This is a genomic window from Vibrio sp. 10N.261.54.A5, from assembly GCF_041471145.1.
In the GTDB taxonomy this organism is placed as follows: Bacteria; Pseudomonadota; Gammaproteobacteria; order Enterobacterales; family Vibrionaceae; genus Vibrio; species Vibrio crassostreae_C.
In genome coordinates this window covers 143214-164851 of the sequence record NZ_JBFRNU010000054.1, presented here as the reverse complement: position 1 = coordinate 164851, position 21638 = coordinate 143214, and the positions used below count along the sequence as shown (strand labels likewise).

General features: G+C 44.8%; 18 protein-coding genes and 1 pseudogene. 5 read left to right on the top strand and 14 right to left on the bottom strand.

Annotated features, from left to right (window positions below):
* Positions 1-151: 151 nt before the first annotated feature.
* The 6 genes from glpQ to AB4329_RS16845 all read right to left on the bottom strand — a co-directional run bounded on the left by glpQ (position 152) and on the right by AB4329_RS16845 (position 5486).
* Complete coding sequence (gene glpQ, locus AB4329_RS16870; protein WP_372138818.1) at positions 152-1207, bottom strand: glycerophosphodiester phosphodiesterase; 1056 nt, start codon at positions 1205-1207, stop codon at positions 152-154.
* A gap of 77 nt (positions 1208-1284) precedes the next feature.
* The gene (gene glpT / locus AB4329_RS16865; RefSeq protein ID WP_029235560.1) at positions 1285-2658 is read right to left on the bottom strand and encodes a glycerol-3-phosphate transporter; all 1374 of its coding nucleotides are present in this window, start codon (positions 2656-2658) and stop codon (positions 1285-1287) included.
* A 541-nt stretch (positions 2659-3199) separates the two neighbouring features.
* On the bottom strand, positions 3200-3454 hold the full coding sequence (locus AB4329_RS16860) for a DUF3297 family protein (protein ID WP_017059204.1): 255 nt from the start codon (positions 3452-3454) through the stop codon (positions 3200-3202).
* Positions 3455-3696: 242 nt separating this feature from the next.
* The gene (locus AB4329_RS16855) at positions 3697-4131 is read right to left on the bottom strand and encodes a GNAT family N-acetyltransferase (RefSeq protein ID WP_017059203.1); all 435 of its coding nucleotides are present in this window, start codon (positions 4129-4131) and stop codon (positions 3697-3699) included.
* Between the two features lie 66 nt (positions 4132-4197).
* The gene (locus AB4329_RS16850) at positions 4198-4332 is read right to left on the bottom strand and encodes a hypothetical protein (RefSeq protein WP_017059202.1); all 135 of its coding nucleotides are present in this window, start codon (positions 4330-4332) and stop codon (positions 4198-4200) included.
* Positions 4333-4355: 23 nt separating this feature from the next.
* On the bottom strand, positions 4356-5486 hold the full coding sequence (locus AB4329_RS16845) for a PcfJ domain-containing protein (protein WP_372138816.1): 1131 nt from the start codon (positions 5484-5486) through the stop codon (positions 4356-4358).
* A 235-nt stretch (positions 5487-5721) separates the two neighbouring features.
* Here AB4329_RS16845 and AB4329_RS16840 point away from each other — a divergent pair, with 235 nt between their 5' ends.
* From AB4329_RS16840 to AB4329_RS16825, 4 genes are all read left to right on the top strand, one after another.
* The gene (locus tag AB4329_RS16840) at positions 5722-6144 is read left to right on the top strand and encodes a universal stress protein (protein WP_017063967.1); all 423 of its coding nucleotides are present in this window, start codon (positions 5722-5724) and stop codon (positions 6142-6144) included.
* Between the two features lie 193 nt (positions 6145-6337).
* A complete protein-coding gene (locus tag AB4329_RS16835) occupies positions 6338-7714 on the top strand; it encodes a DASH family cryptochrome (RefSeq protein ID WP_108155767.1) in 1377 nt (458 codons plus the stop codon).
* The gene (locus tag AB4329_RS16830) at positions 7711-9282 is read left to right on the top strand and encodes a cryptochrome/photolyase family protein (RefSeq protein WP_372138815.1); all 1572 of its coding nucleotides are present in this window, start codon (positions 7711-7713) and stop codon (positions 9280-9282) included. The genes AB4329_RS16835 and AB4329_RS16830 overlap by 4 nt, the downstream gene beginning before the upstream one ends.
* Positions 9282-10022 (top strand): SDR family oxidoreductase, encoded by a 741-nt coding sequence (locus AB4329_RS16825; protein ID WP_372138814.1) that lies wholly within the window; start codon positions 9282-9284, stop codon positions 10020-10022. The genes AB4329_RS16830 and AB4329_RS16825 overlap by 1 nt, the downstream gene beginning before the upstream one ends.
* 147 nt (positions 10023-10169) lie before the next feature.
* On the opposite strand, the gene AB4329_RS16820 is transcribed toward AB4329_RS16825, so the two are convergent.
* The 7 genes and pseudogenes from AB4329_RS16820 to AB4329_RS16790 form a co-directional block, all read right to left on the bottom strand.
* On the bottom strand, positions 10170-11054 hold the full coding sequence (locus AB4329_RS16820) for a PA4780 family RIO1-like protein kinase (RefSeq protein ID WP_029235559.1): 885 nt from the start codon (positions 11052-11054) through the stop codon (positions 10170-10172).
* A 160-nt stretch (positions 11055-11214) separates the two neighbouring features.
* Positions 11215-11349, bottom strand: a complete 135-nt coding sequence (locus AB4329_RS16815) for a DUF2256 domain-containing protein (protein ID WP_081324519.1) — start codon at positions 11347-11349, stop codon at positions 11215-11217.
* Between the two features lie 324 nt (positions 11350-11673).
* The gene (locus AB4329_RS16810) at positions 11674-15390 is read right to left on the bottom strand and encodes an SbcC/MukB-like Walker B domain-containing protein (protein WP_372138813.1); all 3717 of its coding nucleotides are present in this window, start codon (positions 15388-15390) and stop codon (positions 11674-11676) included.
* 4 nt (positions 15391-15394) lie between these two features.
* Positions 15395-16648: an exonuclease subunit SbcD gene (gene sbcD / locus AB4329_RS16805; RefSeq protein WP_372138812.1), complete on the bottom strand. Its 1254-nt coding sequence runs from the start codon at positions 16646-16648 to the stop codon at positions 15395-15397.
* 213 nt (positions 16649-16861) lie between these two features.
* Positions 16862-17035 (bottom strand): annotated as a pseudogene (locus tag AB4329_RS16800) (porin family protein); the annotation flags it as partial.
* A 13-nt stretch (positions 17036-17048) separates the two neighbouring features.
* Positions 17049-17645, bottom strand: coding sequence for a LysE/ArgO family amino acid transporter (locus AB4329_RS16795; RefSeq protein ID WP_017059193.1), 597 nt, complete (start codon positions 17643-17645; stop codon positions 17049-17051).
* Between the two features lie 14 nt (positions 17646-17659).
* Positions 17660-18184: a GNAT family N-acetyltransferase gene (locus tag AB4329_RS16790; protein WP_017059192.1), complete on the bottom strand. Its 525-nt coding sequence runs from the start codon at positions 18182-18184 to the stop codon at positions 17660-17662.
* A gap of 459 nt (positions 18185-18643) precedes the next feature.
* On the opposite strand from AB4329_RS16790, the gene AB4329_RS16785 reads away from it, so the two are divergent.
* Positions 18644-19387, top strand: a complete 744-nt coding sequence (locus tag AB4329_RS16785; RefSeq protein ID WP_029235856.1) for a class I SAM-dependent methyltransferase — start codon at positions 18644-18646, stop codon at positions 19385-19387.
* A 129-nt stretch (positions 19388-19516) separates the two neighbouring features.
* Here the strand turns inward: AB4329_RS16785 and AB4329_RS16780 are convergent, their stop codons facing one another.
* The gene (locus tag AB4329_RS16780; RefSeq protein WP_102333278.1) at positions 19517-21562 is read right to left on the bottom strand and encodes a TonB-dependent receptor domain-containing protein; all 2046 of its coding nucleotides are present in this window, start codon (positions 21560-21562) and stop codon (positions 19517-19519) included.
* Positions 21563-21638 lie beyond the last annotated feature (76 nt).

The window sequence follows — 21638 nt, the reverse complement described above, 5'->3', positions numbered from 1 at the left end:
ATCAAAATGTGGGCTGAGAAAGAAGAATATAGGTAGGATTTCGAGGCCAGTACAAGGAGATCCAAAAAGTGAAAGAAGAGCCAAAAGCACCTTTAGTCGGTGCTTTTGGCTCTTAGTATCTCGTTACTAATAGCTCGTAACTGACGGGGTATTAACGGTTCAAGAAGTCGACCGCTTTGTCTGGGAAGTCGGTAAACACACCATCAACTTTGACTTGGTTGTAGAAGACATCCAACATGCCATCAAAGTTATCAGCATAAGCTGGGATTCTTCCTGGGTCAGCACGGAACGTGTACGGGTGAACATCTAAGCCCGCGTCTTTTGCTGACTTCATTAACGGTTTAATAATGATGTTATCTTTGGTCGATGCATCGTCCACCAACATTGGCTTCCAAGGGCCTATTCCTTCCGCATAAGACGCCACTTTTTCCATGCCACCAGCTTCAAACATCCAGTCGTAACTGTACGGCGTTGCTTTGTCACCTTGGTAGGTCATGGTTTCATTCCAATCTGTATAGGCCATCAACTGAACGAGCTTAAGATCCATTTCCATCACTGGCATGAGCTCATCGTTAATGCGTTGAAGTTCATTGGCGTCAAAACACTGCAAATACACTTTGTCGTCTTTCGATAGGTAACCATATTGATGCAAGGTCGCAAGTACCGCTTTGGAGATGTCTTTGCCTTCGTGACGATGGAACCAAGGTGCTTTAATTTCAGGATAGATGCCCACGTCATAACCTAAGGTCTTATTTAGGCCTTGGATCAGCTCGATCTCTTCTGCAAAGGTAGCGACACGAAAATCAGACTGCCACATTGGGAAGCGCGTTGGGTACCCTGCCACTCTTTTACCTTGGTCATCGAGGTTAAAGCCTTCGGTCACTTTCAGGGATTTAATCTCAGCGAGCGTAAAATCAATCGCGTAGTAGCGGCCATCTGCGCGAGCACGTGTTGGAAAGCGATCCGCGACATCGGTGACTCGGTCTAGATAATGATCATGCAAAACCACCAATTGGTCGTCTTTGGTCATCACGACATCTTGTTCGATGTAGTCGGGTTTCATTGCATAAGCGAGCGCTTTAGCGGGTAAAGTGTGTTCAGGCAAATACCCAGAAGCACCGCGATGAGCAATCACTAAAGGATCGGCGAACGCATTTGCAGATAAACTTAGTGCTAATAAGGTCAGAGACAGTGACGTTGTTTTCATTATTGTTTCCCTTGATAAAACAGAAGCAGGGTATACCTGCCTCTGTTGTTATTTATAGATGTGACCCAGTAAATACACTACTGAGCTAGCGCTTCTTTCTCTCGTTCGAGATCTTTTTGTTTATGGTGCGCACGCTCACCTAAGAAGGCGTAAAGCAGACAGATGATTGAAGCTACACAAGCGCCGACCAAAATAATGAAGCCGCCATCCCAACCGTAATGGTCAACCATAAAGCCGAGTATTGCGTTCGCAGCAACCGCGCCACCTAAGTAACCAAACAAACCTGTTAGACCAGCCGCTGTACCTGCAGCTTTCTTAGGTGCAAGTTCCAGTGCATACAAACCGATCAGCATTACAGGACCATAGATAAGGAAACCAATCGCAACCAGTGCCAACATATCAACCGTTGGGTTACCCGCAGGGTTCAGCCAATATACCAACACAGCGACTGTCACTAGAACCATGAACAAGATACCTGCAGGTGCTCGTCGACCTTTGAATAGCTTATCTGAAATCCAACCACACAATAAGGTGCCAGGGATACCTGCCCACTCATACAGGAAGTAAGCCCAAGATGATTTATCGACAGAGAAGTCTTTTGCTTCTTTTAAGTAAACCGGAGCCCAGTCGAGTACGCCATAACGGATAAGGTAAACAAACGCATTGGCAATAGCGATTGACCACAACAGCTTGTTAGAGAAAACGTACTTAAAGAAGATCTCTTTCGCCGTCATTTCTTTCTCATGAGACGTATCGTAGTCGTCTGGGTAATCGTCTTTGTGTTCTTCAATCGGTGGTAAGCCGCAAGATTGAGGTGTATCTCTTACAGTAAACCAAACAAAGACAGCAACGAGAGTGGCAAAAAATGCAGGAACATAAAAAGCGGTTCGCCAATCGTCGTTAAAAGCCCACAGCCCCAACAAGAACATTGGGCCAATCAAACCGCCACCCACGTTGTGAGCAACGTTCCATACTGACACTATCTCACCACGTTCTTTTCGTGACCACCAGTGAACCATGGTTCGTCCACAAGCTGGCCAACCCATACCTTGGAACCAACCATTCAAGAACAGCAGGATAAACATCGCAGTGATGCTGCCTGTTGCCCAAGGCATGAAGCCAAAGCAGAACATCACCAACGCCGACATTAACAAGCCACCGCTGAGGAAGTAACGAGGGTTAGAACGGTCAGAAACACTGCCCATTAAGAACTTAGATAAGCCGTAAGCGATAGATACCGCCGCTAATGCAACCCCTAGTTCTCCACGGCTAAAACCTTGTTCAATGAGATAAGGCATCGCCAAACTAAAGTTTTTACGGACTAAGTAGTACCCCGCATAGCCAACGAAGATGCCAAGAAACAGCTGCCATCGTAGTCGTGTGTAGGTGCTATCGATCTTATCTGATGACAAGCGATCGATATGCGCCATAGGTTTGAATATTCCAAACATAGGAACCTCATAATTATTGGGCGAAGGAAGAATTTAAATGCTCGAACGAAAAAATTTAGCGCTCATTCGAAATCAAGGGAATTGTATGTGCTTCAGGATTAATTTCTGTGATAGAGGTAGTTATTAACAAAAAATAACTTTAAATACAGCATATTAGTTTCATTTAATTAGACTGCGCTTCATATTTTTGTTTGTATCTGTTTAATTAAACATCAGAACTTTCGAGTACGAATAAATCCAAAAAGAGCGAGCGAACATAAATCAACCAACAACAACTTTGTTATTACTGCGAATGCATAGTGAATAACAACAATTTTGGTTGAATCTGTGGAGTTATGAAGGTGGTTTGGGCTATTGGTTAAAGAAGTTCGCTAAAATCAATGCAAACAAAAAGGGTCTAGATTTCTCTAGACCCTTTTAGGTAATAACGCTTGGTGGCTTGATGTTGGCTAATTAAGCAAACATTAGCTAATTACTCGAAGTATTAGCTAGCCACACGACGTGACTATGCGTCGATGTATTAGCTAGCCACACGACATGATTATGCGTCGATGTAAAAAGCTTCTACAGTGCCTTTTAGAGTAATAAGCATTGGCTGACCAAAACGATCTAGCGCTTTTGGAGAAGGGATCTTAACCCAACCTTCGCTGATGCAGTATTCTTCAACATCAGTACGCTCTTTACCATTTAGACGAATGCCGATTGGGTATTCGAAACACTCAGCAACGTGGTGTGGGCTGCGTGGGTTACCTGCAAGATGATCTGGTAAAGCTGGTCTTGAATTAGTATCGCTCATGTTCATTACCTGTATGTACGTAAATAAAAAAAGTGCGTCATTCTAGTCAATATAGGCTTTGTGCTCAACAACTGCTGCAATAAATCGTCTTGATCGTTTTAATCAACAGCTAGTTGTTTGATTTAAAGGCGATATCGGCATGAGTTTCAACGAAAATTTAACAGGTTTATGCATTATGGATGAAAGGGAGAAATTCATTACTCGAACGGCAGATAAACTAATATCAGGCTTTTATTCCGAGCTTATCGATTAAGCTCAATACTCATCACTTTATGGTTCGGTTCTGATTCGATATTTACGATTGACCAACCTAGCCCTTGGTAGAGACCCATGATATTGGTGTACGCGTAGAGTTGAGTTTGCACTGCAGAAGAAACCTGTCTGACACCACGATTAATCAGTTCACTGGCAATGCCTTGACCGCGCCATTGAGGGTCGACAAACACAGCGTTGATCCACACTACATCACGAACTTGGTGAGGTTCTTGAAAATAGGAATACGCCAAGCCACCAATGACCACATTATCGCGAAGTACTGTTATTACTGGAGGGAGTTGTACGTTTTCTTTATATGTATCTTTAAACTTGAAATCAGACCATTCACTTTGAAATAAGCCCTCTAACTCATGCCAATAAGGTGAGTTTTCATCGCAATTTCTAAAGATTACTTTCTGCATTTTTCCGTCCTTTTAAAGAGAGTAATTCGGCTATCCTAGCCTTGTTTAATCTAAGTGTAGGTAAAGCTACTCTTCTTCGTCGTAATCGTCTGCTGGGTCTTGATTAATTTCTTCGCCGCATCCTAGGCATTCACCTTGCAGATCCGTAGGCATCACAATAATCAAACCACAATGAGGGCAAAGATCGCCTTGTTGAAACATCCTGTATTCCTTCTACTTAATGGCTATTGCTTAGGATATTTTTGCTTACTCGCTTCTAGCCAGTCGTGAATCACTTGGCGAGCGGATTCCGACGGAGGTGCATTTCGTTTTCCGCAGATTTGGTCTATTTCAAAAGGAAATGCTTTGCTCGGGACGCGGCGTAAACCTATGGTTAAACGCTGAGGCTTGAGCATGCGGAACACCACATAACGATCGCTCATGATTCGGTTGTGATACACGCCAATACAGTGCTTCTGCTCGATGCCTTCGTGTTCAAGGTCGTAATAATCCGTGAGCGGATGAATGTTGTCATTGCCAAGTAAAGGAACGGGATAAGGGATGTCTTTATCCATTGGGCAGTTACCCTCCAAACGACGTAATTGGCGTTGCTCCGTCCAGCGGTCATGGAGTTGTTCAAACATCGCAAAAGAGTTCTGGCTGGTAATCGCGCGCAGTGGATCATCCATCTCCAAATCTTGCCCTAGCAATATCGCATCTTGGAACATCGCCATCTTCGACGGTGCGTTAAGTCTGCCCTCTTCCACCATTGCAATCCCTAGCCTGCTACCAGTTAGAAATGGATGAACTTGGTCCAAACGCAGGGCTGTGTATCCAACTTTTGAGTAATGCTTAAACTTAAGAACTCGTCTTTGCAGTGGCTCGAGAATGCGAACAATGTGGTCGAGTTCATCACCAACATTGTAATGAAGCTCTAGCTTGTCGATGAATTTGAGTGTCGCCTTGCTGCCGTCTAAGCCCAACTTGGTAAGGATCTTCTTCTGCCCTAAGCAACTTAGTGCCAGTGCTTTCTTGTTGTCGACACTGTATTTCATGCAGATCAAAGCCAAAATAACAGGCCTTAATTCAAGCAATTGCGCGGCTTCATAAGTATTCGCAGCAAGCCACAACATCTGGTATTGGTATTCTGGAAAGTCGTCGGTGATTTCACGATAACGCGCAGGTAATGAATTTAGCCAACGACCATTCACGTCAAACTGTTCAACAAGGTTGAGGCTCAGCCCAATGCCTCCATCAAGCGGTCGTCTACCATCTTCAAACACATGAAAGCCGACGAGCTTTTGAGACCAGTCTCGGATCTCAATATCGTAGTCGAAACCTAATGTTCGAGTGGGAATGGTTAGTAGTGCTGTCATTGATGCCTCTTCGTTATTGGCGCATTGAACTATCAAGCCTATCTAACAGCATAAGCTAGCGCTTCAACCACTATATCAACCTTTTGTAAATTTCTTACCAATCAAAGCGATGTAAATACGATAGTGCTTAGAAGAACATTGAATGATGATTTTACGGAATATGAGATCTCTTCGATATCATTTGCGTCAACAGAAACTATGCTTGTTACATAACTCACAACAAGAGGCTTTAATTATGGATTACCGACATATTCTGGTCGCACTTGAACTGTCTGACGACACCAAGATTCTCATTGATAGAGCGACCTTCTTCGCTGATAAACTGGAGGCTGGCATTTCATTTGTTTATATCGATGGTACGCATGGAGAAATTTATCCAGAGCTCGTTGATATTCAGGGAAATGACGGTGATTTACCCATCAATGAAGATGCCGTTAAGCATTTGAAAGAGTTTGAAGCCTACGCCAAACACCCAATCAAGCACATTTTCGTGGGAACGGGTGATTTGAACGATAAGCTCAAAAATGCCATCGAAGCAAACGGCGTTGACCTATTGCTGTGCGGCCATCACCATGATTTTTGGCATAAGCTCATCTCCCATTCTAAACAGATCATCGATACTTCCCCTATCGATATTCTCGTTGTTCCTATGGAATAGAAGCTCCAGTTCGACACTCAAAAATAACCGGCTTTGCCAACCTCTATCGGTATTATTGGTTGGCTTGATATCCTCTTCAACACACTCATCCTGACCGAAATCTCCTATTTCCTACTTAGAGTAATCATTTGTGATCTTGTCAGCCTATCAACTCGTAAGCGTCTAATAATTAACAAATCGCCGAGTGAAAGTAATGAAAAAGATTGGCCTGTATCTTTTTACAAACAACTTAAGAATCAACGACAATGCGCTACTTTACCAAGCAAGCCAAATCGTCGATGAGCTCGTATGTGTAGTCGTTGAACCGATTCTGTCGCACTACTCTTCACAGTTCGCCCAAGAACAACAATATGGGGCTCACCGCACAGCTTTCATTTCACAATCGATAAGCGATCTTAAGATTAACCTGAGCGGCCTAGATCAAACACTCATCGTCCTTAAACAAGACCAAGATAAAAGCGATAACGTCAAAGATTCGCTCAACGAGATTATCTCTGCTCTAAACGTCACTCACTTGTTTGCAAATGTTCATTGTGGCTACGACGAGCAACAGCTAGTGCAATCGACGTTGGCTGACTGCCCGAACTTAACTGCGATTCAATCTCATAACTCGACTCTGTTTGAGCTCGATGACTTCCCTTTTACGTTAGACAAGTTACCCCGCTCGTTTACCAAGTTCAGAAAACTCATCGAACACTTAGCCGTCGATACTCAAAGTTTGACCATAACGACGTTACCACCAGCACCAGACCTGACGATAACGTCACACTGTCACTCAAAAGCCTCACTTTTTAAGACGGGTGATTTGGCGAGCGAGCAAAGCTTCAAAGGCGGTGAAACATCGGGGTTAGTACATCTCGACCACTACTTCTCACACGATTACGCGAGCCGCTATAAACAGACAAGAAATGCATTGGATGGCATCGAGAACTCGACCAAGTTTTCACCGTGGCTCGCATTAGGTTGTGTCTCACCAAAAACAATCTGCAGACACCTAACGCGATTTGAGTCGCATCATGGTTCCAATGATTCAACCTACTGGATCTATTTCGAGCTGTTGTGGCGCGAGTATTTTTATTGGAAAAGCATATCGTTGAAGGCATCTCTATTTACCGGCTCATACACAAACCCCGTTATAGCAGAGAGTAGCACTCAATCGGCAAGCCTTAATTTTTCCAAATGGAAGAGCGGTAACACCAACTACCCGATTGTCGATGCATGCATGCGCCAGCTTAACGCGACTGGCTACATGTCCAATCGCGGAAGGCAGTTAGCCGCAAGCTGTTTGATTTACGAGTTGGGCGTCGACTGGCGACACGGCGCGGCCTATTTCGAAAGCCAACTTGTCGACTATGACGTGGCATCTAACTGGGGGAATTGGGCGTATATCGCTGGGGCTCTCAATCAACCAACCCACAACAGCGAAACTAAAAACCAATCACAACCTAAATCACGCCATTTTGATTTAGCCAAGCAGACTGAAATGTACGACCCAGACCATGCCTTCATCAATCAATGGACAGGCGGTAACGCAGTCACAACAAGCCTCACAAACCAGGACGCATTATGAAATTTAAAACGGTACGACTTGTATTAGGTGACCAACTCAACATTGAGCATTCATGGTTTCGACAGGTCAACGATGACGTTATTTACATCATTGCTGAACTCAAACAAGAAACGGATTATGTAGCCTCTCATATTCAAAAAGTGGCCGCGTTTTTCTGTGCGATGGGTTACTTCGCTAACGAACTCAAAGAACAAGGTCATCAAGTACTCCACCTTACTCTTGACGACACAACGCAATTTGAAAACCTAGACACACTTTTAAAGCACTATGTACACGAATTCGGCGCAGAGAAATTCGAATATCAAAGGCCAGATGAATATCGCCTCTTAGAGCAGATGAACAAGCTCAAGCTGACCAATGCGACCAAAGGTTGTTGTGATACAGAACACTTCCTCTTTCCATTCGAGGAGATAGAACAACAGTTTCCAAAAGACAAACACATCATGATGGAACACTTCTATCGCCGAATGAGAAAACGTTTCGACATTTTGCTAGAAGACGGAAAGCCCGTTGGCGGAAAATGGAATTACGACGCGAACAATCGAAATAAGCTCAAGAAACAAGACATCGAAAACCTGCCTCAGCCGCTGATGTTTACCAATGACATAACCGACATTTTGCAGCGTATCGAGCACCACCAAGTGCAAACTATTGGTCAAGTCGGTAACCAGTTACTATGGCCGGTGAACCGCGCACAAAGCTTGTCTCTACTCGCTCATTTCTGCCAAGTCTGCTTGCCGTTATTTGGGCAGTTTCAAGATGCGATGACGACAGAGCACGACTCTAAATGGAGCTTGTATCATAGCCGTATATCGTTCTCGCTGAACAGTAAACTGCTGAGCCCTAAAGAAGTGATTGATGCAGCACTGTCGGCCTACCAAGCATCCTGTCTTCGAGACAGCTCACCAGATAAGCCAAGCATCGATATTGCACAGGTCGAAGGATTTGTACGCCAAATACTGGGGTGGCGAGAGTACATACGCGCCGTCTATTGGGCAAACATGCCTGCTTACGCCAACAAAAACCATTACTCAGCACATAATAACCTGCCCCATTACTTTTGGGACGGACAAACCAAGATGAACTGCATGAAGCATGCGATTGACCAGTCTCTTGAGTTTGCTTACGCGCACCACATCCAAAGGTTAATGATCACTGGCAACTTCAGTTTAATCACGGGTATAGACCCTGACCAAGTCGACAGTTGGTACCTCGGTATTTACGTCGACGCGATTGAGTGGGTTGAAATGCCAAATACGCGAGGTATGGCACTGTTTGCGGATGGCGGGATCGTAGGAACCAAACCATACTCTGCCAGCGGTTCCTATATCAACCGCATGAGTGACTACTGCAAAGGCTGTCACTACAAGATAAAAGAACGCAGCGGCGAGCAATCTTGCCCTTTCAATAGCTTGTATTGGCGCTTTATGGACCAGCACCGCGATGCGTTAAACCGCAACCCACGTATGGGAATGTTATATCGCTCTTGGGACAACATGGATGAGCAATCACAACAAGCGATTCTCGATACTGCTGAACAACGAATCACAAACTTGGAGAACTTATAATGGTGGAGCAACTCAGATTACACATATTGTTGGTCGGTGGGAGCGGCGGTATTGGTTTCGCTGTGGTTAAACACCTATTATCTGAGCTCTCTCGGTTTGATTTTCTTGATGTGCATGTAGACGCGACTTACCACTCTCAACAGCCGGAACTAGAAAACAATCGCTTGAGCTGGCACAAAGTCGACGCCACCGACGAAGCTGATATTAAGCGCTTGAGTTCTGAGTTTGAACAACTTGATTGGCTGATCAACTGCGTGGGTATGCTCCACACTCCAGATCTTGGACCGGAAAAGAACTTGTCGTCCATCGACCCTGAGTTTTTCCTCAAAAACATCTCTGTGAATACCCTGCCCAGCTTGTTATTAGCAAAACACTTCACGCCGATACTTAAAGCGAGCGACAATCCAAAGTTTGCTGTGGTATCCGCAAAGGTTGGCAGTATTTCAGACAACAGATTAGGCGGTTGGTATAGCTACCGCTCATCGAAAGCAGCCCTAAATATGTTCATCAAAACCATGTCGATCGAATGGCAACGCACCATTAAGAAAGGCACCGTGTTGGCTCTGCACCCGGGCACGACAGACACAGCTCTGTCGAAGCCTTTTCAGACCAATGTCCCTGAAGGTAAGTTGTTTGAGTCAAGCTATGTCGCCCATCAGTTGGTCGATATTATTCGCACTGCCACACCGGATAACAGTGGGCACTTCTACGCTTACGATGGTGAACAGTTAAATTGGTAGTTGATACGAGTGTCCGTCTTTCATTAGTGCTAAAAAAGAAAACCCAACAGAGTTGAAGCTCCATTGGGTTTTTATTTAGAAAGAACGCCTCTGTTTTAAAAGGCGTTTGGTTGATATCTAGCTAAAGATCAAAACTGATCATCACGATTATTCAGCCCAATTGAACTTAGTATCGTCAACACCTTCTTTCTCTTCTTTAGCTCGCTCGCGTCGATGTTGTTCTTCAATTCGCGCAGCGTCTATCTCTTGCATGATGGCTTCGATATCAGCCAAGTCGTCGGTTTCCGTAAACTCACCCGTCAGTTTGCTGTCTGGCTTCAAGTCGCCTTTCTCGTACAGCGCCCACATTTCCTTGGCATACTCGGTTTTTGCCAGTTCAGGAGCAAACTGAGCGTAATAGTCACGGATGTTATTGATGTCACGAGCCAGCATCCACTCAGCGTTGTTGTTAGCCGAAGCGTCAACCGCTTGTGGTAGGTCGATAATTACTGGACCGTACTCATCCACCAATACGTTGAACTCAGACAAGTCACCATGGATCAAACCAACACACAGCATTTTAACTACGTAAGTCATCATCACGGCGTGGTCTTCGATCGCTTGCTCTGCTGACATCACCACATCGTTCAAACGTGGTGCAACGTAACCCTCATCGTCAGTGACCAGCTCCATAAGCAGTACGCCATCAAAGCAACCATAAGGGACAGGCACACGAACACCCGCTTCTGCCAGTTTATATAAGGCATCCACTTCAGCACTTTGCCAAACCTTTTCTTGTTGTTCACGACCAAAGCCAGAGCCTTTTTCCATCGCTCGAGCGCGGCGGCTATTTCGGACTTTTCGGCCTTCACGATACGCGGTCGCTTTTTTGAAGCTGCGTTGGCTTATTTCCTTATATACCTTGGCACAACGGATCGTATCGCCGCAGCGCACAATGTACACCGATGCTTCTTTGCCACTCATGAGTTGGCTTGTCACCTCGTCGACTAAACCGTCGTCAACTAAAGGCTGTATTCTTTTAGGTATCTTCATGCCGCCTTTATACATCACTTATCTTACAGATAGAAATATTAACTTGAGAAATGAATGACGAAACGATTAAAGGATCATCAAAATTACGACAAAGGAAGGAAATATTGGAGTTAACGGGTTTAGATCATGAGGATTGACCTGATCTATTCAGATTATGGGACTAAGACTTATTACGACGACAACGTTCAGAACAGTAGATCACGTCATCCCAACAGCGCTGCCATTTTTTACGCCATGCGAAAGGCTTTTGGCAAACAGGACATATCTTAGTCGGTAAATGGGGTTTCTTGTGCATGGCCGTTCCCTTCTTGAAGCATCCACTTCCTGCGTTTACTAGAGATTCCCTATTACGCTCGTACCTCGCTTTAGGGAATGACGAAGGTAATGCGAACAAATCTAGATTCCCTATTACGTTCGTACCTCGCTTTAGAGAATGACGAAGGCAATACGAACAAAGCCTAGTTCTCTATGACGTTCGTTCCTGACTTTAAGGAGTGACTGCGTAGTGATTGTGACTACTCCCGACTCCGTCATCCTCGAGAAGGAGGAACGACTGAGTCGGGGATCTGCTTCATCTAGCTCTGCTTCTATTTCTGCACTGATGGAATAGAGCTATACGCTAAGCGACAACCTTGTACTGCTTCTCCATCTCACTCACACCTAAACCAGAGTGTTTTGTCACTTTAAGCTGTACGGGTACTCGCTCTTTCAGTGCTTCAACGTGGCTAATCACGCCAATCATCTTGCCTGATGCATTCAAGTTATCCAGTGCGTTAAGTGCAATGTCCAATGTGTCGCTATCCAGTGTGCCAAAACCTTCATCTAGGAACAGAGAATCAATACTGGTTTTGTAGCTCACAAGATCAGAAAGCGCTAATGCCAACGCCAAGCTCACCAAGAAGCTTTCGCCACCTGATAACGTCTTGGTGTCACGCATAACATCGCCCTGCCAAGTGTCGAGCACTTGCAGTTCTAAACCATCATCGGCTTTACGTTTTAGCTCGTAACGACCATGCAAACGCTGTAGCTGCTTGTTCGCCAAGTACACCAAGTTTTCCAGTGTTAGACCTTGAGCAAACTTACGGAACTTGTCGCCGTTCTTAGAGCCGATAAGTGAGTTCAGACGTGAAATATCATCAAAGTCGACCTGTTGCTCGTCGATTTGCTTGAACAGATCTTGTTGATTACTACGGTTCTGGTTATCCGTTTCAAGATTGGCAGAAATTGCGCCGATCTTTGTCGCATGGCTTTGCTGTGCGTTTTGACACTCAGTAGTCGCTTCTTCAACTTGCTGTTGGTCTTGCTCTTGCCATGCTTTCGCATTTTCGTGATTTAGTAGATCCACTTGTGTCGCTTTGGCGGCGTTCAACCTAGCTTGCGCACTGACAATCGCTTCGTCTAAAGACTTCTTCAGGCTTTGAAGTTGAGTTCTAACCTCTTCATCTAACAACGCTGCTTCAAAATTAGCCTCATCTTCGAACGGGCTAGTTTTCAGCGCTTCTAACCAAGCATTCGACGCTTGTGTGTAGCTCGATTGCTTACTGACTAACTCGTCCGAGAAACCAGTGTGTTTGGTTTGCTCGGTTCGATGTTCAAGTTCGCTGCGGTTAAGCACTAACTGCGCGGCATCAAATGCATTTACTGCTTCAGTGACTCTTTGCTTCATCGCATTGCTGGTGGCTTGAATGTCTTTGTCACCAAACAACTCTGTTCTTTCAGCCGTTACACGAGTGAGTTCTGACACTAAAGACTCACTCTGTTGCGTCAGTGTCGCGAGCTCTTTCTCAACACTGCTTAGCTTGTCGTCTAACGTTTTCAATTCGGCATTTTGAGTAATCAGTTGCTTCTCAATATCGGCCTGTTGCTGTTTGGTTTGCTGCCATGTGCTTGATGCTTGCGATTTCGCAGTAAACCAATCATCGATATGCTCAAGTTCAGGTGCTTCGATAGAAGTTTGAACAATGCTCTCTTTCAAAGCGTTCCATTGCTGGCCTTTCGCTTGAGCTATTTGAGTCACTTGCTCGTTTGCGACTTGGTTTTGCTTATTCAAATCAGCTAAGCGTTGCTCGGCCAACTCGAGATTAGACTGCGCCTTGTCAGCCATAACACTTACAGACAGGCGTTGTTTCTCAGCTTCAGCGTAATGCGCTTTAGCATCACCCAACGCTTTGAGTTGCTGCGCGCTCTGACTTAGTTGAAGTTCACACTGCTGAGCAAAGGTCGCGACTGTAGCTTCATTGCCTAAATCGTTAATCGTTAGCAGTGCCAGTTCAGGAGCCGTGCCAACGAAATCCGATAAGCTCTGTTGAAGCTTGCCGACAACGCCTTGCCAATTCAGCTGAGCTTGTTGAATATCCGCTTGCGCACGTTGAATGTCATCGTTAAGCGCCACAATCACAAGGGTAAGAGAATCTAACTGCTGACGATGCTCTTGGCCTTCTTTTTTGATAGCCGTTAGCTCTAGGTTTTCTCTATCTTTTTGAGCAACCAAATTTGCAATATCTTGAGACTGTTCAATCGCATGGTCTGTTGAACCACACAGTGGGCATTCAGACCCAGATTCTAGAGCTGCACGATATTTTGCTAATTCACCTTCTTGATCAATCAATCGCGTTAATCGCTCAAGCGAAGTCTCTTTCTCTTTATATCGCTCCACCAACACTTCACGCTCTTTCGAAAGCTTGTCGACCAACTGGGTGTTGGTTTGATGTGCCTGTGTTTTCACGTGCAGCTGTTGTTGGGCATTTAGAAAACCACGGTTGATCTCGAGTAATGAGTGCGTATTGCGATTCCAAAACTCCAACAGATCTTTTTGCGAATTCAACACTTGCTCGCTAGTGTTGCCTTGCAAGGCTTCCCACTGTTGCTTTGCACTACTCTCGAGAACAACCAATTCAGCTAAAGTTTTATCTTGCGTTGCTTTAGCATCTTGCGCGGATTTGATGATCGTTTGCTGTGCATCAACTGCAGACAAAGCTTGCTTCGCTGAATTCAACTGCTCTGAATGCTGGCGCTCTAGAGTACGAACTTGCTCGACCTTTGCTTGCCACTGACCTAGGTATTTTTCCAGATGTTGGTCAGCTTGATGCGTATTTAGGTACTCAGTGCTGAGTTTATCTTGTTGCTTCAGTGCATCTGTTTTTTGGACTAAAACAATCTGTTGATTACGCTGCTGCGTATGTTGCTCGTTAAGCGTATTCGCTGCACTAACGGCCGCAGTTTGCTTATCTTTGAGTACGGCAATTTGGTTATCTAACGGGCGAACCTGCTCGATGATCTTCTCTTGATCCTGCTGTTCGGCTTTTACCTGTTCGACAATCGCACTGCTTTGAGTCAGTTTAGTTTGCGCGTCTTGCATTTCTGCATCACGAACGGCAAGTAACTTGGTGCTGTTATCTAGGTGAGCTTGAGTAGTGTTCACCTCTTGTTCGCAACGCTTTAAATCTTTGTGTACTGGACGCAGCTTTTCAGCCGGCTCACTGTTTGCCAAGCGCTCTAGTAACGGTTGGTTACGGTCTAGTTCATCTTGAGCGGTTTTCAGATCGAGCTCACTGGCCGCAATAGTTTGCTCAGCTTTGGTCACGTCTTTCCACCAGCTAAGATGCACTTGCCACTCTTTTAATTGCTCGGCTAAACGCTTCTGCTCTACTTCTAGCGTTTCACGCTCTGCGGTCAGCTCTTTGATTTGCTCTTCAGACAGTAAGCTCACACCTTCAGCTTTCGCTTTAAGTTGATTAAGCGACTCTTCACTCGACTTAAAATGATCGTAGATACGCTCTGAAATCAGGCTATAAACTTCGGTTCCCGTCAGCTCTTCAAGTAGCTCTGCACGGTCGTTAGCATTGGCATTTAAGAACGCCGCAAACTCACCCTGAGACAACATGATCGATTTAGTGAAGCGTGAGAAATCGAGCCCTGTAACCTGCTCCACCAGCTTGGTCTTCTTGGTCAACATGGTCTCTAAGACTTTGTCGGTGTCCGCATCGGCAAACTCGCACGTTGGCGTTTGCAATGCGCCATCGTGTTTTCCACGCGCTCGCTTTTGGTGGAAATTAGATCGGTACGTTTTACCTTGAACTTCAAATTCCAGTTCAGCAAAACACTCGCCCGTACCACGAGTCATTAATTCATTATTACCTTTAGCAATGCTTTTCAAACGCGGTGTGCGATGGAAAAGTGCCAAGCAAATCGCATCAAGAATGGTGGTTTTACCCGCCCCAGTTGGACCAGTAATTGCGAACAGACCGTTTTCTGCAAACGGCGATTGGGTAAAATCGAGCTTCCAGCGCCCTTTCAAAGAGTTCAGGTTTTCAAATTCTAGGCTTAAAATCTTCATACGATTACTCTTCTACTTTATTGGGCGCTTGAGCGCTTTCAGACACTTCGACCATCACTTGTTTGAACTTCACCGTCATGCGCTCTAAACGCGCTTTTTCAGAATCGGTTTCAAACTCTTCTAAGGCAATACGCTTCGTAAACACGTCCATCGGGCTCAGTTCAGATAAGGTCTCTGCCGACTCTTGCTCTAATGCTTGATTACGACGCTCTCTTGCTCGGCGCAGTTGAAGTACTTCCACATTCAATCCTTCGGTCAGTGCGCGCATACGTTCTTGTAGATCCGACAAGTAATCTTGCGCTTGCACTTCTATCGATAACCATACGCTTTGGTCGCTATCTAAACCTATGTATTGGTTAAGCTGAGATTCGATCTCGCTCAAGTCGCCTTTGATTTCAGCTAGAGGTTGGAATGTGGGAACAGGCAGTTGAGAAATGGTGCGCTCACCTTCAACAAACTCAACCACACACACTTGTTTTTGAGACTTAAGTTCATCAAAACTTAGTGGGATTGGAGAGCCTGAATAACGAATGTATTCACGCTTTGCCACCACTTGTGGGCGGTGGATATGACCAAGTGCAATATAGTCTGCGTCTGGGAAGCCATCAGCGGCAAAACCATCAAGGTTGCCGACATAGATATCACGTACCGAATCCGATTGTTGAACACCCATCGCAGTTAAGTGGCCGGTAGCGATGATCGGCATGTGCTCGCTGTTTGCAAACGTCGCGCGCTTAGCAACCGCCGCATCATAAACACTTTGATAATGCTGTTTGATTGCATCGCCGAGTTGCTTCTGACGCTCAACGCCAGTGACACCCGCCTGGCTCATCAACACATCGCGAGGGCGAATAAAAGGAATGGCACAAACCAGCGCTTCTACATCGCCGTTCTTGCCTTTTAGTTCGACAACCTGAGTCGCATAATCTTCATTGGTATTAGGAATCACGTCTGCGCCCATGTATTTGAGCAGCTGTTGTGTCTCTTTAAGCACAGAGACTGAATCGTGATTTCCACCTAATAACACCAATTGGCAACCGATCTTGTTCGAATCGACCACAAACTTGTTATACATCTCACGAGCGTAACTCGGCGGTGTACAGGTATCGAAAATGTCGCCAGCAACAATGATCGCGTCGATGTCGTGCTCTGTAACTTGCTCAAGTAACCATTGTAAAAACCGTTCATGTTCATTCTTGCGGCTTTTATTGTAGAAGTTTTGGCCAAGGTGCCAATCGGACGTGTGAAGAATCTTCATTGCTGCTCACTGGAAGTCTGTAATACCTTTAATCTACCAAAATAGTCGAGATAATTCCCTTTTATAAGCTTGTGAAAACCAACTAATTTCAGGCTTTGGACCAACTCCGCCCATAGCGTGAGCAATCGTTATTTTTGACATAAAAAAACCGCTCAACGTTAGAGCGGTTATAGGTGTCCATGACATTAACTGTAAGTTATTTCACAGAGGTCATTAAAAATTGTACGAAGCACCCAGTGTTACTGTGCTAAACGCGACATCGCGACTCGCCAGCCTATTACCATTCGGGCCGAAGAATTCGATATTTACTGCATCTGCTTGTGAGATTAAACGTAAGGTTAGGCTTTCTACTGGCGTGTATTCAACACCTATACCAAAATGGAAGCCTAATTACGCGCAGCTAGACAATCAAAGATATTGCAATAGATGCCATGATCACGCCAACGACAAATTCCAACACCTTCCACGCTCTCGGGTTCTTAAACATTGGAGCCAAGAAGCGAGCGCCATATCCAAGTGAAAAGAAGAACACGAATGACGCCGATACCGCCCCAGCGCCAAACAACATTTGATCCGGTTGATATTGAGTTGAGATAGACCCCAGCAATACCACAGTATCCAAATACACATGCGGGTTAAGCCAAGTGAACGCCAAACACATCGCAATCGCTTTGGTTAATGAGTCTTTAGTTTCTGCCGTGGCTTCTAAGGCGTGGTTTTCGGTAAATGCTGATCGGAAGCTTAAGAATGAATAGACACCCAAAAAGATAGCGCCACCATAACGGGCGAACTGCTCAATTTGTGGGAATTGCTTAACGATTGCGCCAAAGCCCGTCACGCCAAAGCTAATCAGTAAGGCGTCAGAAATGGCACATACAGCACAAACTGCCAATACGTGTTGGTTCTTGAGCCCTTGCTTTAAAACAAACGCATTTTGAGAGCCAATCGCAAGAATCAGCGAAAGGCCAAGGGAGAAACCTGCAAAGTAAGTCGACATCTAAGGCTAGTCTCTTAACGCAACTCAATACTCATAAACTGGCTGTGCGGGTCTAACACATAATCAGCAAAGGGTTCACAGTATCCGAAGCCAAACTTTTCATACAGGTTACGCGCAGCCTTAAAGTAGTCTTCTGAGCCGGTCTCTAAACTGATTGTTTGATACTGGCGGGCGGTTGCTGTATCCAATACGTGCTGTAAAAGTTGGCTGGCAACACCTGACTTTCGAGCAAACTGTGAGGTTCTCATCGATTTGAGTTCAGCGTGTTGGGTATTTAGCTCTTTAATGGCAACACACCCAAGTAGTTGGCTGTCTTTCCAAGCACTGAAAAAAGTAATCTCTGGTGACTTGAGCCCATCTAGATCCAGTGCATGAACGCTTTCGGCTGGCGAAGTGGCGTACATATCAGCGAGGTGCTCTTCAAGTAATTCAATGACTTCCCCACCCGACAAGTCATCCACCTTAATTTCTATTGAAGCACTGCTTTCCAATGCTGTTCTATTTTCCATTGAACCCTGTGCATTTATTGCTGATGTCATTGTTTCAACTCTCCTTGTTTAGTTCGCTTATTTAGCTTGAGTGATTTGGTTTTTATCAACAGCCCACTTTCCTGAATTGTTTCCTTTTCAAGAACTCGGTTTGAATCAGTAAAATTACTGATTAATCATAAAATTATAAATGTCACACTGGGTTTACCTAGATACCATATTTTTCCTATCTCGTCTCGTGATAAAAGCGTTCCGCAAAGCCCGTATGGTCGCTGCATTGAGGGAGCAACACCTGTTTTAGTTAACGAATAAGTAGTCAGGGCAAAGTGAATAGCGATGACACGCGTACTGATGTTGTTGGCAGCTTAAACATCCCTTTAAACGGTCTCATTTAAAACGACCATAAGTTAGAAAATAAAACGCTTTCATTGATCGAATATTTGATTGCGATTTTCCAATTTCGGTATATGATGCGCCACCCTAATTTTTCAGCTTATGCTGCAGGCAAATATGTCCGCCAACGCACTCTATACCGACCTATCCGGTTACTATGATTTAATGTGTGTAGATATTGACTACCAAGCGCAAAGTAACTGCGTACGTAGACTCCATCAAATCTTTGGAAATGAAGGAAAAACACACCTCGACTTAGCTTGTGGCACTGGCCCACACGTTCGTCATTTTATTGATTTCGGTTACCAAAGCGGTGGCCTAGATCTTAACAAGCCGATGTTAGATATCGCAGAAGTTCGCTGCCCGGAAGCCAAGTTCTCAGTACAAAACATGAGTAACTTTGAGGTCACGGAACCACTCGATCTTATCACTTGCTTCCTGTATTCCATCCATTACAACGATGGCCTTGAGAAGCTTAAAGAGTGTATTGAAAGTGTGCATCGTGCGTTAAAGCCAGAAGGTATTTTCTGTTTTAACGTGGTTGATAAAGACAAGATCAGCAACGACCTGTTTGTTAGACACACAACAAACCAAGACAAAGACGATTTCACGTTCCGTTCTGGTTGGTATTACTCTGGTCAGGGTGATAAGCAAGCGCTAAAGCTTAGCATCGAAAAGACGACTGCTGGTGAAACTCAAGTGTGGAATGATGAACACCCAATGGTGGCATTCTCGTTTAAAGAGTTAATCGAGATATTGAAGCCCTACTTCGAGGTTAATATCTTCGAGCACGATTACGACAAGCTGATTCCTTGGGATACTCAGTCCGGTAATGCGCTGATCACATGTGTCAAAATCTAGATTAATAGATAAACGGCAAATTAAACCAAATCTATAGATCAAAAAAGAACCCACACTCGCCATTCTCCTTTTAGAGCATCAGCCAGTGTGGGTTCTTTTGTATCAAGCTATCAGTTACTGAACTCTAAATTAGAAGTCCGCTGTCATACCTACGTAGTAAGTACGTGGCTCTTCAACATAGCCCATGCTCTCTAGCTCTTGTGATACAGCTTCGTCAGTTAAGTTCGTGATACCTGCACGTAGTCGTACTGAAGCATTCACGTTGTAGATAGCACCTAGGTTCAGCGTTGTGTAAGCGTCTTGAGTTAGATCGCTTTCGATCTGACGTTCACCACGGTAACGCGCACTCACGAAGGTACTTAGATCGTAAGTTGGGCTCCAGTTCAGTTTAACTAAACCCGAATGCTTGTAACGCTCAAGTAATTCGTCACCAGTAGACTTATCTTCAGTGTCTAAGAATGTGTAATTACCAGACACACCCCATTCATCAGTAATTTGGAATTGGCCTGTAAGCTCAGCACCTTGAACTACAGCCTCTGATACGTTTGTATAAGTACGCTTACCATTCACATAGCCAGTTGAGCTTGAACTATCAGCGCAACCTTTACCCGATTCAAACACTCCGCCGTTCTCACAATAGGTTTCATCACGATCAATTAGGTCGTTGATTTCATTTCGGAATAAGGCACCTTCAACATTCCAACGAGGTTGGCTATAAATCGCAGCGATCTCATAGTTCAAGCTGGTTTCGGGCTTAAGATCTTCATTACCATGTAAATCACATACGCCTTTACAGCTATTAACTGTGTAGTCTGTCTGATTTTGAGTCAATGTTGGTGCTTTAAATGCTTTACCCACACCACCCTTGATGATCAGGTCATTCGTTGTTTGATGAACCAAGTACACACGTGGGCTGAACTCTTCACCGTACAGTTCATGCTTATCTAAACGACCACCAATGGTTGCCGTTAGTTGATCCGTCATTAACCATTGGTCTTGAACAAATAACGCACCTTGATAAGCTTCAGATGTACCATTGACTAAGTTTTCTTTGTTGGTTAATTCACTCAACTGGTAGTCCATACCAAACGTTACGGTGTGACTATCACCAAGATAAGTGGTCGCCGAAGCTTCAACAATTTGAGTCAGCTCTTCGATGTCACTGCTATAGTTAGTATCTGAGTCCGCAGCATCATTATCTGTCACATTTTCACGTGAATAACGTACTTGCGTGTCACCCCAGCTCCAAAAACCACTATGTGTGATCGCTTGGCTCTGACGTACAACACGTGTGTCAGACTCAATCACAGATGATACGTTTTCCGCAGATGACTCACGTTCGTCGTCACTGTAACCAAAATCGAAATCAATGGTTTGGTTGTCTGTTGCATTCCATGTCAGGCTCGCGAGTAAGCTTAATGTCTCTCTTTCTTCTAACGCAGTAATGTCTGAACGATCGTAACCAGAGCTATGCGTACCAGAATAGGGTTGCCAAGCATCACGGCTAGTTTGGTTAACAGATAGGCGAGCAAACAACTCGTCTTCAATCAACGCACCAGATGTCGTGAAGCCCATCGAATACTCTTCCCCTCCATCACCATCAAGTGGAGATGAAGTGTCCATGCTCAGTGTAGAGCTCCAATCGTTTTCTGGAGCCTTAGTGATGATGTTGATTGTACCGCCCATACCATCTGAACCGTAAAGTGCAGACATTGGGCCACGGATTATTTCAACACGTTCGATCGAATCAGCAGGAATCGTTGATAGGTCAAAGTCGTTACCACGGATGATGGCACTTGCAGAGCTTAAACGACGACCGTTCACCATGATAAGAGTGTAATCTGAATCCATACCACGAATAGAGATCATCTGACGGCCAGCACGTGTGCTATCAAAATCAGACTCAACACTCGTTGATTCGGCAACGATGTCTGCCAAGGTAATACCAGGGCTGTCTTCAATGTCTTGCGCGGTGATAACCGACATTGAAGCTGGCGCTTGTTTTAGTGCCATCTCGGTACGAGTTGCCGTAACAACCATTTGCTCATCTGTTGCTTGCGCTTCTTCTTGCGCCAACACGTTAGCTGAAAGTGAGGTACAAATAACAGCGACTGCGATCGAAAGGGGTTTACGAACCAAAAGAGGTTTGCGAATCAAAAGAGATCTCTCAGACATGATATTCATTCTTATATGTGATTGGTAATGATAATGGTTTGCATTAAACAACCAACTACCACTCTTATCAACGAAA